The following is a 14,527-nucleotide window of genomic DNA, read 5'->3' on the forward strand; positions in this document are numbered from 1 at the left end:
GCCTCGGCCGGAGGAGCCTCGGGATGAGCATTGCCCTGTTCGGGAACTGCCAGGCAGACCGGATCGCGTCCCTGCTGCGGGTGATGTGCCAGCGCGACGACATCACCTATGTCCCGCTGACGACGCTGAGGGGTCCGCAGGAGGCGCTCGACGCCGCGGTGTCGCGGGCGGGGCGGGTCGTCGTCCACTCGGTGTTCGCCCGCCGCATCGGCCGGTCCCTTCGCCAGGTCGGCCGCGACGAGGCGGATCTGGTGACGATGCCGGAGGTCTACTTCAACGCCTTCCATCCGGATGCTGTCTACGAGGATGGCTGCCGGCGGACGAGCGCCTTCGGGCGCATGTCCTCGGCCATCTGCCTCTATGCCTGGAAGCACGGGTTCACGCCCGAGGAGACAGTCGGCCTGTACCGGGACGAGACGTACCGCGCGCTCGGCTATTACGACTACTGGGAGCCGGCGGTGGAGGCGCTGGTGGCCGATGGCGAGAGCTGCGGCCTGGATCTGCGCGGGCGCATCGCCGCGTGGCGGGCGACCGGCTGCTTCGTGCACGCGCCGAACCATCCCAAGCCGATCGTCCTCGGCGACATCGCCCGCGCGCTGGCGGGGACGCTCGGGCTGGACCTCGTGATCCCTCATCCCGAATCCATGCTGCCGGACCCCTTCCAGCAGAACCTCGTCTGGCCGGTCTATCCGGAGATCGCCGCCCGCCTCGGCGTGCCCGGCGGGCTGGTGTTCAAGGGTGGGCGGATCCTGTCGGAGGCGCGGCTGGGGCACGAGCTGATGGACCTGCCGAGCTTCGTGTCCCGCAGCTTCGCCGCCTGCGACGCGCTGGACCGGGACAGGGTCACCTGCGGCCGCTTCGACGACCCCCGCTACGAGGCCCTGCACGATCTGCGCCGGGGCCGCAGCCACCCCGTCCGCCGCGGCGCGAACCCGTATCACGGGTTGCCGGACCATCAGTTCTGGCGCCGGGCCGTCGCGGCCCCGGCGCCCGCCGACCTCGACCCGGTGGTGGAGGCCCGCACGCGGGTCGTGCGGGACACGCGCATCGCGACGGCCGGAAGCTGCTTCGCGCAGCATGTCGCGCGGCACCTGCAGGCGAGCGGCCATCACTACTTCATCGCCGAGGCCGCAGAGGGCCTGACGCCGGCGGAGGCGGAGCGCCGGAACTACGGCGTGTTCTCCGCGCGCTACGGCAACCTCTACACCGCGCGGCAGCTCGTGCAGCTCTTCGACCGGGCGGAGGGCGGCTTCGTGCCCGCCGACGAGGCGTGGCGGCGCGGCGAGCGCTTCATCGACCCCTTCCGCCCGGAGATCGAGCCGGAGGGCTTTGCCTCGATAGAGGCGCTGCGCGCGTCGCGGGAAGCGCATTTCGAGGCGGTGCGGCGGCTGTGGCGGGAGCTGGACGTCTTCGTCTTCACGCTCGGCCTGACCGAGGCGTGGCGGGCCCGCGCCGACGGCGCCGTCTTCCCGATCGCGCCGGGCGTGGTGTCGGATTCCATCGATCCTGCGGGGTATGAATTCCACAACTTCTCCGCCGCGGAGGTGGAGGCGGATCTGCGCGGCTTCTTGGACCGGCTGCTGCGTGTGAACCCGCGGGCACGCGTCATCCTGACGGTCTCACCGGTGCCGCTGATCGCGACCTATGAGAACCGGCACGTCCTCGTCTCCACCACCGCCAGCAAGTCCGCGCTGCGCGTCGCGGCGGAGGAGGTGTGCAAGGATCTCTCCGCGGTGGAGTATTTTCCGTCCTACGAGATCATCACCGGCCACTACAACCGGGGCGCCTATTTCGCGGAGGACCTGCGCTCCGTCACGGAGGAGGGCGTGGGCCATGTCATGCGCGTCTTCCTGCGCCACCACGCCGGGCACCGGCCCGCGGCGGCGCAGGCGCGCTCTGCGCCCGCCGCCTCCCACTTCGCCCGGGAGCACGCGGCGGCGAAGGCGGTGATCTGCGAGGAGGAGCTGCTCGACGCGGGCCGCCGCTAGGGGCGCTGCGGCTCGGCGTCGTGACGGACGGCGATGGTCCCGGGCGGTGACGCGGCCGATTCCGGAAAGCTTCCCGCCTCCGGGTCGTAACAGATCGCGGGGTCCGGGGGGCACACATGCCCCCCGGCGGAGGGTCCGGGAGGCGGCGCCTCCCGGAGTCCGATCAGCGGCGTACCGCTGTCCTCATCCCTTGGGTCGCTTTGTGTCGCTGAGGAGGGAGTTGAGGTAGTGGCCGTAGCCGCTTTTGTTGAGTTGGGCGGCGAGGGTTTGGAGGGTGTTGTCGTTGATGAAGCCGCGGCGCCAGGCGACTTCTTCGGGGGCGGCGATTTTCATGCCCGTTCGTTTCTCGACGGCGCGGACGTACTCGCCGGCTTCGAGGAGGCTGTCGTGGGTTCCGGTGTCGAGCCAGGCGTAGCCGCGGCCGAGGCGGATGACGCGGAGGGTGCCTTCCTCGAGGTAGAGGCGGTTGAGGTCGGTGATCTCGAGTTCGCCGCGGGGCGAGGGGGAGAGGGTGCGGGCGAGTTGGGGGGCGCGGCCGTCGTAGAAGTAGAGGCCGGTGACGGCCCAGTCGGAGCGGGGTTGCTGGGGTTTTTCCTCGAGCGAGATGGCGCGCTCCTCGGCGTCGAACTCGACCACGCCGTACCGCTCGGGGTCGGCGACGTGGTAGGCGAAGACGGAGGCGCCGGGGCCGTTCGGGCGGGCCTCGGCGAGGCGCTCTTCGAGGTCGTGGCCGTGGTAGATGTTGTCGCCGAGGACGAGGGCGGAGGGGGAGCCGGCGAGGAACTCCTCGCCGAGGATGAAGGCCTGGGCGAGGCCGTCGGGGCGGTCCTGCTGGACGTAGGTGAGGCGGATGCCCCACTGCTCGCCGGAGCCGAGCAGGCGGCGAAAGAGCGGCAGGTCGTGGGGGGTGGAGATGACGAGGATCTCCTGGATGCCGGCGAGCATGAGCACCGAGAGGGGGTAGTAGATCATCGGCTTGTCGTAGACGGGCAGGAGTTGCTTGGAGATCGCCAGGGTGGCGGGGGCGAGGCGGGTGCCGCTGCCGCCGGCGAGGATGATGCCCTTCATCGGGGGGTCTCCGGGGTGGGGCCAGAGGGGGTGGACCCGGGCGGGATGGGCCCGAGGAGGGTGTCGAGGCAGCGCGCCAGCGAAGGGCGCCAGTCGGCGGGCTGGATGCCGTGGAGGCGGGCGATGCGGGCGCAGTCGAGGCGCCCGTCGGCGGGGCGGCGGGCGGGGGTGGGATAGTCGGCGGTGGTGATGGCGGAGAGCTGGGGCGGCCTCTGTCCGCGGGCGGCGGCGCCCGCGAAGATCGCCTCGGCGAAGCCGTGCCAGGTGGTGTGGGGGGTGCCGGTGAGGTGGAAGACCCCGAAGGCGGGGTCGCCGGCCGGGGCGGCGGCGAGGCGCGGCAGGAGGCGGGCGATGGCGTCGGCGAGGTCGGCCGCGAAGGTCGGCGCGCCGTGCTGGTCGGCGACGACGGAGACGGCCTCGCGCTCGCGCCCGAGGCGGAGCATGGTTTTCACGAAGTTGGCCCCGTGGGGCGAGCAGACCCAGGCGGTGCGCAGGATGATCGCGCGCGGGCTGGCCGCGAGCACGGCGCGCTCGCCCGCGAGCTTCGTCTCGCCGTAGACGCCGAGCGGGCCGGTGGGGGCGTCCTCGGCGTAGGGGGCGCCGCCCGCGCCGGAGAAGACGTAGTCGGTCGAGAGGTGGACGAAGGGCAGGTTGCGGGCGGCGGCGGCCGCGGCGAGCGCGCCGGCGCCGGTCGCGTTCACGGCGTGGGCGAGGTCGCGCTCGGTCTCGGCGCGGTCGACGGCGGTGTAGGCGGCGGCGTTGACCACCGCCTCGGGGCGGGTCTCCTCGACCGTGCGGGCGATGGAGGCGGGGTCGGTCAGGTCGAGCTCGGGCGCCTCGCGCGCGACCACGGTATGACCATCGGCGGGCAGGCGGGCCAGGAGCTCGAGGGCGAGCTGGCCGGTGCGGCCGGCGACGAGGACGCGCATCAGGCGACCCGAGGCGTGGTGGCGGGCGTGGTGGCGGGCGTGGAGGGGGGTGCCGCGGCGTCGGCGGGCAGGAGGCCGAGCCGCTCGCCGGCATAGCGGCCCTCGCGCAGCGGGCGCCACCAGGCCTCGTGGTCGAGGTACCAGCGCAGGGTGCGCTCGATCCCCTCCTCGAAGGTGACGGAGGCGCGCCAGCCGAGCTCGCGCTCGGCCTTGGCGGGGTCGATCGCGTAGCGGCGGTCGTGGCCGGGGCGGTCGGCGACGAAGGTGATCAGCTCCCGCCGGGGCCGGGCGGCGCCGCCGACGATCCGGGGGCGGAGCCGGTCGAGCGTGTCGCAGATGGCGTGCACCACCTGCAGGTTGGTGCGCTCCGAGCGGCCGCCGATGGCGTAGGTCTCGCCCACCCGGCCGGTGGTCACGGCGGCGACGAGGGCGCGGGCGTGGTCCTCGACGAAGAGCCAGTCGCGCACGTTGCCGCCGTCGCCGTAGACCGGCAGCGGCAGCCCCTCCAGCGCGTTGAGCGTGACCAGCGGGATGAGCTTCTCGGGGAAGTGGTAGGGGCCGTAGTTGTTCGAGCAGTTGGTGACGATCGTGTTCAGCCCGTAGGTCTCGTGCCAGGCGCGGGCGAGGTGGTCCGAGCCCGCCTTGCTGGCCGAGTAGGGCGAGCGCGGGTCGTAGGGCGTCGCCTCGGTGAAGGCGCCCGTCGGGCCGAGCGAGCCGAACACCTCGTCGGTCGAGACGTGCAGGAAGCGGAACGCCGCCCGGCGCGCGGCGTCATAGCCCGCCACCAGCGCGCGCGCCGCCTCGAGCAGGGCGAAGGTGCCCATCACGTTCGTCTGGATGAAGGGGGCGGCCGAGGCGATCGAGCGGTCCACGTGGCTCTCGGCGGCCAGGTGCATCACCGCGTCCGGCGCGAACGCGGCGAAGAGCGCCCGCATCCGCTCGGCATCGCAGATGTCGGCCTGCTCGAAGAGGAAGCCCGGCCGCCCCTCGCAGGCCGCCAGCGTCCGCCGGTCGCCGGCATAGGTGAGCTTGTCCACCACCAGCACCTCGTCCCCGCGCCCGAGCACGAGGAGGCGGGTGAGGGCGGACCCGATGAAGCCGGCGCCGCCGGTGACGATCACGCGCATCGATGAGCCTTCAGGGAAAGCAGGGCGGCAGGTCCCGCAGGCGGGGGTTCCGGCGGTCCTTGTCCGACAGGGTGACGGCCTCCGGGCCATGCGGCCAGGGCAGGGCGAGCTCCGGATCGTCCCAGGCCAGCCCCCGGTCGTTCTCGGGCGAGTAGTAGGCCGTCACCTTGTAGGAGAAGGCCGTGTCCGGCTCCAGCGTGCAGAAGCCGTGCGCGAAGCCCGGCGGCACCCAGAGCTGCTCGCCCCCCTCCGCCGTCAGATGCGCCGACACCCACCGCCCATAGGTCGGGGACGAGCGTCGCAGGTCCACCGCCACGTCCAGCACCGCCCCCCGCAGCACCCGCACCAGCTTGCCCTGCGCGGCCGGCGGCAACTGGAAGTGCATCCCCCGCAGCGTCCCCACCGGCCCCGACACCGAGTGGTTGTCCTGCACGAACTCCGCCCCAATCCCCACCGCCGCATAGTCCCGCCGGCTGTAGGTCTCCATGAAGTACCCCCGCGCATCCCCAAACCGACGCACCGTCACCAGCAACGGCCCCTCGATCGGCAACTCACGCGCCTCCACGTTCCCACTCCTCCGAACAGACCCAACCGCAGAGGTCGCGAGGGTCAAGCGGGGCAGATCCTCCTGAGGCGGATAGAGCGAGAAGCGCGCCGCAGGCCCGGCTGATGGCGTCATTGGTGCAGCTTATCTCCCCGATTCAGCTCCTCGCGGCAACCATACCGGGTCGCTTCGTCGTGTGAATTGTTAATCGCCGCTGCGAGGTGCGGGACGGCCTCCGGCCCCTACTCGGAGGCGGTCAGCCCCTCGTAGAGGCCGCGCAGGAGGGCGACGCCCTCCCCGATCCGCTCCAGCGCCAGGGGGCGGCCCGCGGCCGTGCCGCCGGCCAGGAGCGTGGCGCGGTCCTGCGCCAGCTCCCGCGCGGAGAGCCGGCCATCCCCGTCGTAGTCGAGGCTCTCGACGATCAGCCGGGCCGCGGCGACGCCGCCGAGCGCGCCGGCGCCGCCGACGAGGCCCAGCCCCTCCGGCGTGCTGCCCGCCTGCACGGCGAGGACCCAGGACGCGCCGCGCAGGAGCCGCGCGACCTCGGCCGGGCCGACCAGCCTGTCCCCGGACACGTCGCCGACGCGGACCAGCGCCTCCGCGCAGGCCGGGACACCCTCGGCGCAGCCGGCCTCCAGCACCTCCAGGGCGCCGAGGAAGGCGATGCCCTCCGCATGCAGCAGGGCCGCGGCGGGCGGGATGGGGCAGCGGCGCCAGGCGGTGAGGGGCGCGTCGCCGGGAAGCCGGTCCTCCCGCGCCTTGTTGGAGGGCTCGGCGGTCTCCAGCGCGTCGCCGGCGGCGCGCAGCATCAGGCGCGGTGCCTCGGCCCCGCGGGCGGTGGTGACGGACCACTCGCCCTGGCGGCGCCATTCGGTGAAGCGGAGGAGGCGGGCGGCGCCCTCCGCCGGCACCCGCGCGGCGCTGCGGGCGGAGAGGGCGAGCATCGCCGCCGGGGACTCGCAGCCGCCGCGGAACCAGGCGCCGCGCAGCGCCTCCGGCACGGCCGCCTCCGGCGTCGGCGTCGGCGTCAGCGCCGGGGCGGGCTGGGCGCGCGCGGCCGGACCGGACAGCACCCAGCCGGACAGCACCCAGCCGGGCAGTGCCAGGACGAGCAGCAGGGCGAGGCCGGCCGCGCGCCTCATTCCAGCGGCATCTCCACCCCGGCGCAGAGGTCTACGCCGTCCTTCACGATCTCCCGCCCGTCCCGCAGGATCGCCACCAGCCGTGCGGGGCAGCCGGCGCCTTCCGGCGGGGCGAGGTCCAGCGTCTCGTTCACGCCGAGCACGGTGGCGCCGAGCCGGTCCGCGCCGCGCGGCGCGCCGGGCGGGTCCACGAAGAGCTCCACGATCGGCAGGCTCGCGGCGTTGCGGACGCGCAGGCTGCCGGGCTGCGGGCCGGGACGGGCGCCCTGCGGCGTCTCCTCGTCCAAGCGGGCGGCGATGGTCCAGCCGGGGCGGACCACGATCACGGCCGCCGCGCAGATGTCCACCTCGCGCCGCTCCTCCGCGGCGCCGTTGCCGAAGACCACGCGCACGTCCACGGCGCATTCCAGCGGCAGGGTCAGCTCCCGCCGCTCGCTGCGCCCGACGCCGCCGGGGATGCGCTCCGGGCCCCAGTCGCCCTCGGTGGTGGAGGAGATGTAGACCTCCTCCAGCCGCGCGCCGTGGCGGTTCACGATCGTCACGGGGCGGTCGGGCGGGCGCGGGATGCCGCTGCCGTCGAAGGTCACCGTGCCCTCCCGGCAGAGGTCCACGCCGCGCTTCTCCTCGGCCTTGTCGTCCTCGTAGGTGGCGCGGAGGTCGGCGGTGCAGCCGGGCAGGCGCAGCCGCAGGCGCCAGCGGGCGCCATCGGGGATGGCGTCGTCGCGCAGGCGGTCGGTGCCCCAGTTCCCGCCCTCCCCGCGCCCGGCGGGCACGGCGTTCAGCGCCACCAGCTCGCGGCCGGCGCTGTTGACGATGACCGCTTCCCGCCAGCTCGTGGCGGGATCGGCCAGGCTCACGCGCGGGGCGCGGCAGACATCGGTGCGCGGGCGCGACACCTCCGACCCGTCCGCCATGACGGCGGTGATGTCGAAGACGCAGTCCCGCGTGCGGCCGAGGCGCAGCCGCCAGGTCGTGCCGTCCGCCACCACCTCCGACCCCAACCGGTCCGGCCCGCGGGAGGCCGCGCCGGGCGGGGCGGCGTAGATCTCCTGGAGGATGAGGTCGCTGTCGTTGATGATCGCCGCCTCCCGCAGCGGCAGGGAGGTGTCGCCGAGGGTGACGCGGGGGGTGCGGCAGAGGTCCACCCCGCGCTTCTCCTCGGTCGCGTTGTCGGCCAGCACGGCGGTGATGTCGAAGCGGCAGGTCGCGTCGCGGCCGAGGCGCAGGCGGAAGGTGCCGCCCGGCGGCAGCATCTCCTGTCCCAGCCGGTCGGCGCCGGGCTGGGTGGCCGTGCTGGGGCGGACGTAGAGTTCCCGCACGGACAGGCCGAGCTCGTTGATGACCACCGCCTCCCGCTCGGCGGGGGCGCGCCGGTCCTGGGCGATGCCGGTGGAGGGCACCAGGAATCCGGCCGCCAGCAGCGCCATCAGCCAGCCGCGCATGGGCATCCTCCGACCTCCCGCAAGGGTGCGCCGCAGCATATCGCGGCCGGGAAGCCACAGCGCAATGACACAGAAGTCACACCCGGCCGCCGTTTGCGGGACCCCGTGCGCCCGGTAGGATGGGCGGCAGAAAGACCCCTCGGAGGACCCTCCATGATCGCCCGCCGCCACCTGCTGATGGGCGCCGCCGCCCTTCCCTTCTTGAGCCTGGGGCGCGCCTTCGCGCAGGGATCGCAGCAGCGTTACGCAAGCCTGAACATGTTCATCCCCGCGGCGCCCGGCGGCGGCTGGGACGGGCTGGGCCGCGCGATCGAGCAGGTGGCGCGCCCCGCCGGCCTCGTCGGCTCCATGCAGTTCGAGAACGTGGGCGGCGCCGGCGGCGCGGTGGGCTTGCCGCGCTTCGTCGGCCAGCGCCGCGGCCGGCCGGACGCGCTGATGGTCGCGGGCGCGGTCATGGTCGGCTCCACCATCACCAACAAGAGCCCGGTCGGCGTGCGGGACGTGGTGCCCATCGCCCGGCTGACGGACGAGGCCTGCGCGATCGTCGTGCCCGCCAACTCCGACATCCACGACATCCGCGGCTTCATGGACGCGCTGCGCGCCAATCCCGGCGGGGTCGCGGTGGGCGGCGGCTCGGCGGGCGGCATCGACCACATCCTCCTCGGCCAGCTCATCAAGTCCGTGGGGCGGCAGGCGCGGGAGGCGTCCTACGTCGCCTTCGCCGGCGGCGGGCCGGCCCAGGCGGCGATCCTCGGCGGGCAGGTGAAGGCCGGCATCTCCGGGCTCTCCGAGTTCTCCGAGCAGATCAAGGCCGGCCGGATGCGGGCGCTGGCGACTTCCGGCGAGACGCGGTCCGACCCGCAGATCCCGACGCTGAAGGAGAGCGGGATCGACATCACCATCGGCAACTGGCGCGGCCTCTTCGCGCCGCCGGGCATCTCGGCGGAGGTGCGCGCGAACCACACGCGCTTCGCCACCGAGCTGAACGCCCTGCCGGCCTGGCGCCAGTTGCTGGAGACCCGCGGCTGGGACAACGCCTTCCTGGCCGGCGGGGATTTCGAGGCCTTCCTGGCCCGCGACATCGAGGCCACCACCGCGGTCCTGCGCGACATCGGCCTCGCCTGACGGAGAGCGCGTGACGGGGCGCATGAAATCCCCGTCAGCTTGCCGCCGCCGGGCTCCGGCGGCGGCATGCGGCCCTTGGCGCCCCGCATCCGCCCGTGCCAGACCATCCGAAAGGATTGCAAGGGAAACGGGCCTTGGCCACGCGATTCGACGAGCCGGACGGAAGCCCGGCCGCCACCATCGGCGCCACGGGCCCGGTGGCCCCCGCCACGCCCGGGGCTGACTTCGGCGTCGGCCTCTTCGTCGTCGCCCTCGGCGCCCTGACGCTCTACGCCGCCTGGGCGGTGCCGGCCTCCCCGCTCTACGCGCAGGTCGGGCCCAGCACGATCCCCTACCTCGTGGGAGTCTTCCTCGTCGTGCTCGGCGCCGGGCTCTGCGTCGCTGCGGCGCGGGGCGGCTGGACCCAGGGCCTGGAGGAGATGGCCGACGTCCCGCCGACGAACTGGCGGGCGATCGGGCTGCTGGGTGCGGCGCTCGCCGTGCAGCTCGCCCTCATCGACTGGCTCGGCTTCGTCATCGCGGCGACGATCCAGTACGTCCTTGTCTGCGCCGCCTTCGGGTCCCGCCGGCCGCTGCTGGACCTGGTAATCGGCATCCTCGTCACCCTCGGTGCCTATCTCGGCTTCGACCGCGTGCTCGGCGTGAACATCGGCGCCGGCATCCTGGAGGGAATCCTCTGATGGACACCCTCAGCAACCTCGGCATGGGCTTCGCCCACGCGCTGACCGTCACGAATCTCGGCTGGGCGCTGCTCGGCTGCTTCCTCGGCACCGCGATCGGCGTGCTGCCGGGCATCGGGCCGGCACTGACCATCGCGCTGCTGCTGCCCATCACCTTCAAGGTGGAGGCGACGGGCGCCTTCATCCTCTTCTGCGGCGTGTTCTACGGCGCGATGTATGGCGGCTCCACCACCTCCATCCTGCTGAACACGCCGGGCGAGAGCGGCTCCATCATCACCTCTCTGGAGGGGTCGAAGATGGCGCGCAACGGGCGGGCGGGGCCGGCGCTCGTCACCGCCGCCGTCGGCTCCTTCGTCGCGGGCACGATCGGCACGCTCGGCATCTCCTTCGTGGGCCCCATCGTGGTGGAGCTGGCGCTGAAGCTCGGCCCGGCCGAGTACTTCTCCCTCATGCTGCTCTGCTTCGTCACCGTCTCCGCCGTGCTCGGCGGGTCGGCGCTGCGGGGTCTCACCTCCCTCGCCTTCGGGCTGATGCTCGGGCTGGTCGGGATCGACCTGCAGACCGGGCAGGCCCGGCTGACCTTCGGCATCCCGGAGCTGCTGGACGGGGTGAATGTGGTGCTCGTCGCCGTCGCGCTCTTCGCGGTGGGGGAGACGCTCTACCTTGCCTGGCGGCACGTGGAGGGCGGGCAGGAGGTGCGGCCGGTCGGGCGGCTCTGGATGAGCGCGACGGACTGGCGCCGCTCCATCGGGCCGTGGATGCGCGGCTCCCTCCTCGGCTTCCCCTTCGGCGTCATGCCGGCCGGCGGCACGGAGATGCCGACGATGCTGAGCTATTACGCCGAGCAGAAGCTCGTGAAGCCGGAGCACCGGCACGAGTTCGGCACGACGGGCGCGATCGAGGGCGTGGCGGGGCCGGAGGCCGCGAACAACGCCGCGGCGGCCGGCATCCTCGTGCCGATGCTCACGCTCGGCCTGCCGACCTCGGCGACGGCGGCGATCATGCTCTCCGCCTTCCAGTCCTACGGCATCCAGCCCGGGCCGACGCTCTTCACCAGCCAGGCGACGCTCGTCTGGACGCTGATCGCGAGCCTGTACGTCGCCAACGTCATGCTGGTGGTGCTGAACCTGCCGCTGGTCGGGCTCTGGGCGCGCATCCTGAAGATCCCGACGCCGCAGCTCTATGCCGGCATCCTCGTCTTCGCGACGATCGGGACCTACGGGATCTCGAACTCCGTCACCGACCTTGTCCTGCTCTACGGCATCGGCATCATCGCGATGTTCATGCGGCGCTTCGACTTCCCGACCGCGCCGGTGGTCATCGGCATGATCCTCGGCCCGATGGCGGAGCAGGCGCTGCGGCAGGCCCTGACGATCAGCCAGGGCGACTGGACCACCTTCATCACCCGGCCGATCTCGCTGGCGATCCTGCTGATCGCGGTGCTGGCGTTGGTGGGGCCGCGGCTGTGGGGGTTGGTTCGGCAGACCCGCGCCTGAGCCTGCGCTGAAGGCACCGGGGAAGGCGTTGCCTTCCCCGGACCCCATCCACCAGGGGGTGAACACACCCCCTGAACCCGCGTCGAATAGATCGCGGGGTCCGGGGGCCACGGCTGGCCCCCGGCGGAGGGTCCGGGAGGCAGCGCCTCCCGGCGACAGATCAGGCGGCTTGCCGCTGCCTATTGAGCCCCAGCCGATCCCACACCGCCGACAGCGCCCGTGCCAGCGCCGCGATGGCCGCGTCGTCGTGCAGCGGCGTCGGCGTCACGCGCAGACGCTCCGTGCCGCGCGGCACGGTCGGGTGGTTGATGGGCTGGAGGTAGATGGCGTGCTCCTCGAGCAGCAGGTCGCTCGCGGCGCGGCAGAGGGCGGCGTCGCCGACCATCACGGGGATGATATGGCTGGGGGCGTCCATGACCGGCAGGCCCTCGGCCAGGAGCGCGTCGCGGGTCTGGCGGGCGCGGGCCTGGTGGGCCGTGCGCTCCGCGTCCGAGGATCGAAGGTGCCGAACGCTGGCCAGGGCGCCGGCGGCGACGTGCGGCGGCAGGGTGGTGGAGAAGATGAAGCCCGGCGCGAAGGAGCGCACCGCGTCCACCATCGCCGCGGAGCCCGCGACATAGCCGCCGACCACGCCATAGGCCTTGCCGAGCGTGCCCTCCACGATGTCCACGCGCACGCCGTCCCGCGCCGCCACGCCGGCGCCGCCGGGGCCGTACATGCCGACCGCGTGCACCTCATCGAGGTAGGTGAGGGCGTTGTGGGCCTTCGCGACGGCCACGATCTCCGCGATCGGGGCGATGTCGCCGTCCATGGAGTAGACGCTCTCGAAGGCGACGATCTTCGGCGCCTCCTTCGGCAGCGTGGAGAGGATCGCGTCGAGGTGGGCGACGTCGTTGTGGCGGAAGATGTGCTTCGTCGCGCCGCCATGCCGGATGCCCGCGATCATGGAGGCGTGATTGTTCGCGTCCGACAGAACGGTGCAGCCCGGCAGCAGGCGCGAGAGGGTGGAGAGCGCCGCCTCGTTCGCGTTGAAGCCGGAGTTGCAGAGCAGCGCCGCGTCCATCCCGTGCAGCGCGGCGAGTTCCCGCTCCAGCGCCACGTGGTGGTGGCCGGTGCCGGAGATGTTGCGGGTGCCGCCGGCGCCCGCGCCCTCCTCCCGGACGGAGCGGGCCATCGCCTCCAGCACCGCGGGATGCTGGCCCATGCCGAGGTAGTCGTTGGAGCACCAGATCGTCACCGCCCGGCCGTCGTCCCGGAAGGCGCGGGGGAAGGCGCCGGCCTGGCGGCGGAGCGTCAGGAAGCGGCGGTAGCGTCCCTCCGCCCGCAGCGCGTCGAGGTGCCCGCCCAGGATGGCATCATAGTCGGTCATGGCGCTGGGTTAGGCTCCCTCGCGGCGCGGATCAATGCGCTGCATCAACCTCACCGCATCAGGCCCCGTTCGGTCATCCAGGCCTGGATGCGGCCGGCGACCTCGTCGGAGTTGGTGTCCATCATCATCATGTGCGAGTTGCCGCGCAGCCCCGCCGCCGGCAGGTCCAGGATGTCCGCCCGGCCGCCGGCCTCTCGGATCGCGCCGGCCCAGCGCTCCACGTTGGTGCGGATGTTCGTCCAGAAGGGGCTGTCGGCGAAGTGGTCGCCCCAGACGATCAGGTGCGGGACGTCCCGCAGCCGGGCCGCGTCCGCGCCGGCGGGCGGCGCACCGGAGGGCTCGATGGCGATGATCGCCCGCACCTTGTCCGGGGCGTTCAGGGCGGCGTTGAAGGCGAAGTTCCCGCCCTGGGAGTGGACGACGATCACGCAGGGGCAGGCCTGCTGGACATAGGCGTCGTAGGCCGCCTGGATCTGCCGGTCCGTCGTCACCCAGCGCGGCACGGACTGGCGGGTGAACTGGTCCCAGGCGGCAACGGGAAAGCGGCTGTCGGGGAAGGCGCGGCGCTGGCCGGCCTCGGCGTTCCAGCCGTCATTGGGGCCGACGCGGAACAGGCCCCAGCCCTCCCCCATGGTGCGGAAGACCGGTTCGCCGGCGAAGACCTGGGGGGAGCGGGCGAAGCCGGAGCGGCCGCGCTCCACCGCATCGGACACCCAGACGTCGTGGCCCTGGCGGAGGAAGAACATCTGCCAGCCCGGGCGCCCGTCCGGCGTCGTCTCCCAGGTGGCGCCGGTCAGGCCGCCGCCGTGCCACATCAGCAGGGGGAAGCGGGCGCGGGGTTCGGCCAGCCGGATGTATTGGGCGTACATCCCCTCCACCATGAACTGGCCGTTGGGGTTGATCCGCAGCGGGGGCGCGCCGGGGGAGAAGACGATCTCCTGCGAGGGCAGTCCCTCGATGGTGGCGACGCGGCCGCCGACATGCATCGAGCCGACCTCGCGGATCTGGAGCGGCGCCGAGGCAGGAGCCGGGGCTGGCTGGGCCTGGGCCGTCCCCAGGGAAAGAGCCATCCCGATCGCCGCGGCCACAGCCCGCATGACGTCATCCTCCGCTTGGTTGCGGGCAGGGTGGCACGGGCGCCACGGGCCGCGGAAGCCCGGAGCCTGGGCATGGACGGCCCTATGAACGGCCCGTAACGTTCGGCGCCTGCAAGAAAGGAATCGTCATGAACCGTCGCGCCGTGGTCACGCGCTGCCTCGCGCCCGCCCTGCTCCTTCTCGGGCTGGCGGGATGCGCGCAGGAGCCGCAGCAGGTGATCGTCCTGCAACAGCCGCGCGTGGTGACGTGCGACACGCGCTTCGCCCTGACGAACCTCTCCGGCGCGCCGATCCGGGAGTTCTACTTCTCCCATTCCAGCCGGCCCGGCTGGGGCGTGGACCAGCTGGGCCAGAACGTGCTGCCGGCCGGCCGGACGATCAACTACACGGCGGCCGAGGTCGGCCTGTACGACTTCCGCGTGGTCTGGATGAACGGCCTGAACGCGGAGCTGCGCGGGATCGATATCTGCCGCGCGAGCCGCATCACCGCGACGCGGGGCGGGCTGAGCGCGAGCTGAGC

General features: G+C 73.1%; 13 protein-coding genes. 5 read left to right on the forward strand and 8 right to left on the reverse strand.

The features are described 5' to 3' along the window. Positions 1-23 precede the first annotated feature (23 nt). Positions 24-1,988 (forward strand): GSCFA domain-containing protein, encoded by a 1,965-nt coding sequence (locus ACP6CK_RS14065; protein WP_426959673.1) that lies wholly within the window; start codon positions 24-26, stop codon positions 1,986-1,988. Positions 1,989-2,171: 183 nt separating this feature from the next. On the opposite strand, the gene rfbA is transcribed toward ACP6CK_RS14065, so the two are convergent. The 6 genes from rfbA to ACP6CK_RS14095 all read right to left on the reverse strand — a co-directional run bounded on the left by rfbA (position 2,172) and on the right by ACP6CK_RS14095 (position 8,240). Next, a complete protein-coding gene (rfbA, locus tag ACP6CK_RS14070) occupies positions 2,172-3,056 on the reverse strand; it encodes a glucose-1-phosphate thymidylyltransferase RfbA (protein ID WP_426959675.1) in 885 nt (294 codons plus the stop codon). After that, entirely contained in the window at positions 3,053-3,985 is a 933-nt protein-coding gene (gene rfbD / locus ACP6CK_RS14075) for a dTDP-4-dehydrorhamnose reductase (RefSeq protein ID WP_426955056.1), read from the reverse strand. Before rfbD ends, rfbA begins: the two co-directional genes overlap by 4 nt. Then, positions 3,985-5,112 carry a dTDP-glucose 4,6-dehydratase gene (gene rfbB / locus ACP6CK_RS14080; protein WP_426955055.1) on the reverse strand — a complete coding sequence of 376 codons (1,128 nt, stop codon included), beginning with the start codon at positions 5,110-5,112 and terminating at the stop codon, positions 3,985-3,987. The genes rfbD and rfbB overlap by 1 nt, the downstream gene beginning before the upstream one ends. Before the next feature lie 10 nt (positions 5,113-5,122). Further along, positions 5,123-5,677, reverse strand: coding sequence for a dTDP-4-dehydrorhamnose 3,5-epimerase (gene rfbC, locus ACP6CK_RS14085; RefSeq protein ID WP_426955054.1), 555 nt, complete (start codon positions 5,675-5,677; stop codon positions 5,123-5,125). 221 nt (positions 5,678-5,898) lie between these two features. Beyond that, the gene (locus ACP6CK_RS14090) at positions 5,899-6,798 is read right to left on the reverse strand and encodes a hypothetical protein (protein WP_426959676.1); all 900 of its coding nucleotides are present in this window, start codon (positions 6,796-6,798) and stop codon (positions 5,899-5,901) included. Next, positions 6,795-8,240 carry a hypothetical protein gene (locus ACP6CK_RS14095; protein WP_426959677.1) on the reverse strand — a complete coding sequence of 482 codons (1,446 nt, stop codon included), beginning with the start codon at positions 8,238-8,240 and terminating at the stop codon, positions 6,795-6,797. Before ACP6CK_RS14095 ends, ACP6CK_RS14090 begins: the two co-directional genes overlap by 4 nt. Before the next feature lie 153 nt (positions 8,241-8,393). On the opposite strand from ACP6CK_RS14095, the gene ACP6CK_RS14100 reads away from it, so the two are divergent. From ACP6CK_RS14100 to ACP6CK_RS14110, 3 genes are all read left to right on the forward strand, one after another. After that, positions 8,394-9,365 (forward strand): Bug family tripartite tricarboxylate transporter substrate binding protein, encoded by a 972-nt coding sequence (locus ACP6CK_RS14100; RefSeq protein WP_426959679.1) that lies wholly within the window; start codon positions 8,394-8,396, stop codon positions 9,363-9,365. Positions 9,366-9,499: 134 nt separating this feature from the next. Continuing rightward, positions 9,500-10,045: a tripartite tricarboxylate transporter TctB family protein gene (locus ACP6CK_RS14105; RefSeq protein WP_426959681.1), complete on the forward strand. Its 546-nt coding sequence runs from the start codon at positions 9,500-9,502 to the stop codon at positions 10,043-10,045. Then, the gene (locus ACP6CK_RS14110; RefSeq protein ID WP_426959682.1) at positions 10,045-11,541 is read left to right on the forward strand and encodes a tripartite tricarboxylate transporter permease; all 1,497 of its coding nucleotides are present in this window, start codon (positions 10,045-10,047) and stop codon (positions 11,539-11,541) included. The genes ACP6CK_RS14105 and ACP6CK_RS14110 overlap by 1 nt, the downstream gene beginning before the upstream one ends. Positions 11,542-11,701: 160 nt before the next feature. On the opposite strand, the gene hemA is transcribed toward ACP6CK_RS14110, so the two are convergent. Further along, complete coding sequence (gene hemA / locus ACP6CK_RS14115; protein ID WP_426959683.1) at positions 11,702-12,910, reverse strand: 5-aminolevulinate synthase; 1,209 nt, start codon at positions 12,908-12,910, stop codon at positions 11,702-11,704. Between the two features lie 50 nt (positions 12,911-12,960). Next, positions 12,961-14,007, reverse strand: coding sequence for an alpha/beta fold hydrolase (locus tag ACP6CK_RS14120; protein ID WP_426959684.1), 1,047 nt, complete (start codon positions 14,005-14,007; stop codon positions 12,961-12,963). A 128-nt stretch (positions 14,008-14,135) separates the two neighbouring features. Between ACP6CK_RS14120 and ACP6CK_RS14125 the strand changes: the two genes are divergently transcribed. Next, complete coding sequence (locus ACP6CK_RS14125; protein ID WP_426959685.1) at positions 14,136-14,525, forward strand: hypothetical protein; 390 nt, start codon at positions 14,136-14,138, stop codon at positions 14,523-14,525. Positions 14,526-14,527 lie beyond the last annotated feature (2 nt).

The sequence above is a fragment of the Muricoccus radiodurans genome (assembly GCF_050154705.1).
Lineage (GTDB): Bacteria > Pseudomonadota > Alphaproteobacteria > Acetobacterales > Acetobacteraceae > Roseomonas > Roseomonas radiodurans.

Bases quoted from the DNA above. Each gene is read 5' to 3' on its own strand.
- ACP6CK_RS14065 (WP_426959673.1), top strand. From the start codon at position 24: ATGAGCATTGCCCTGTTCGGGAACTGCCAGGCAGACCGGATCGCGTCC.
- rfbA (WP_426959675.1), bottom strand. From the start codon at position 3,056: ATGAAGGGCATCATCCTCGCCGGCGGCAGCGGCACCCGCCTCGCCCCC.
- rfbD (WP_426955056.1), bottom strand. From the start codon at position 3,985: ATGCGCGTCCTCGTCGCCGGCCGCACCGGCCAGCTCGCCCTCGAGCTC.
- rfbB (WP_426955055.1), bottom strand. From the start codon at position 5,112: ATGCGCGTGATCGTCACCGGCGGCGCCGGCTTCATCGGGTCCGCCCTC.
- ACP6CK_RS14090 (WP_426959676.1), bottom strand. From the start codon at position 6,798: ATGAGGCGCGCGGCCGGCCTCGCCCTGCTGCTCGTCCTGGCACTGCCC.
- ACP6CK_RS14095 (WP_426959677.1), bottom strand. From the start codon at position 8,240: ATGCGCGGCTGGCTGATGGCGCTGCTGGCGGCCGGATTCCTGGTGCCC.
- ACP6CK_RS14100 (WP_426959679.1), top strand. From the start codon at position 8,394: ATGATCGCCCGCCGCCACCTGCTGATGGGCGCCGCCGCCCTTCCCTTC.
- ACP6CK_RS14110 (WP_426959682.1), top strand. From the start codon at position 10,045: ATGGACACCCTCAGCAACCTCGGCATGGGCTTCGCCCACGCGCTGACC.
- hemA (WP_426959683.1), bottom strand. From the start codon at position 12,910: ATGACCGACTATGATGCCATCCTGGGCGGGCACCTCGACGCGCTGCGG.
- ACP6CK_RS14120 (WP_426959684.1), bottom strand. From the start codon at position 14,007: ATGCGGGCTGTGGCCGCGGCGATCGGGATGGCTCTTTCCCTGGGGACG.
- ACP6CK_RS14125 (WP_426959685.1), top strand. From the start codon at position 14,136: ATGAACCGTCGCGCCGTGGTCACGCGCTGCCTCGCGCCCGCCCTGCTC.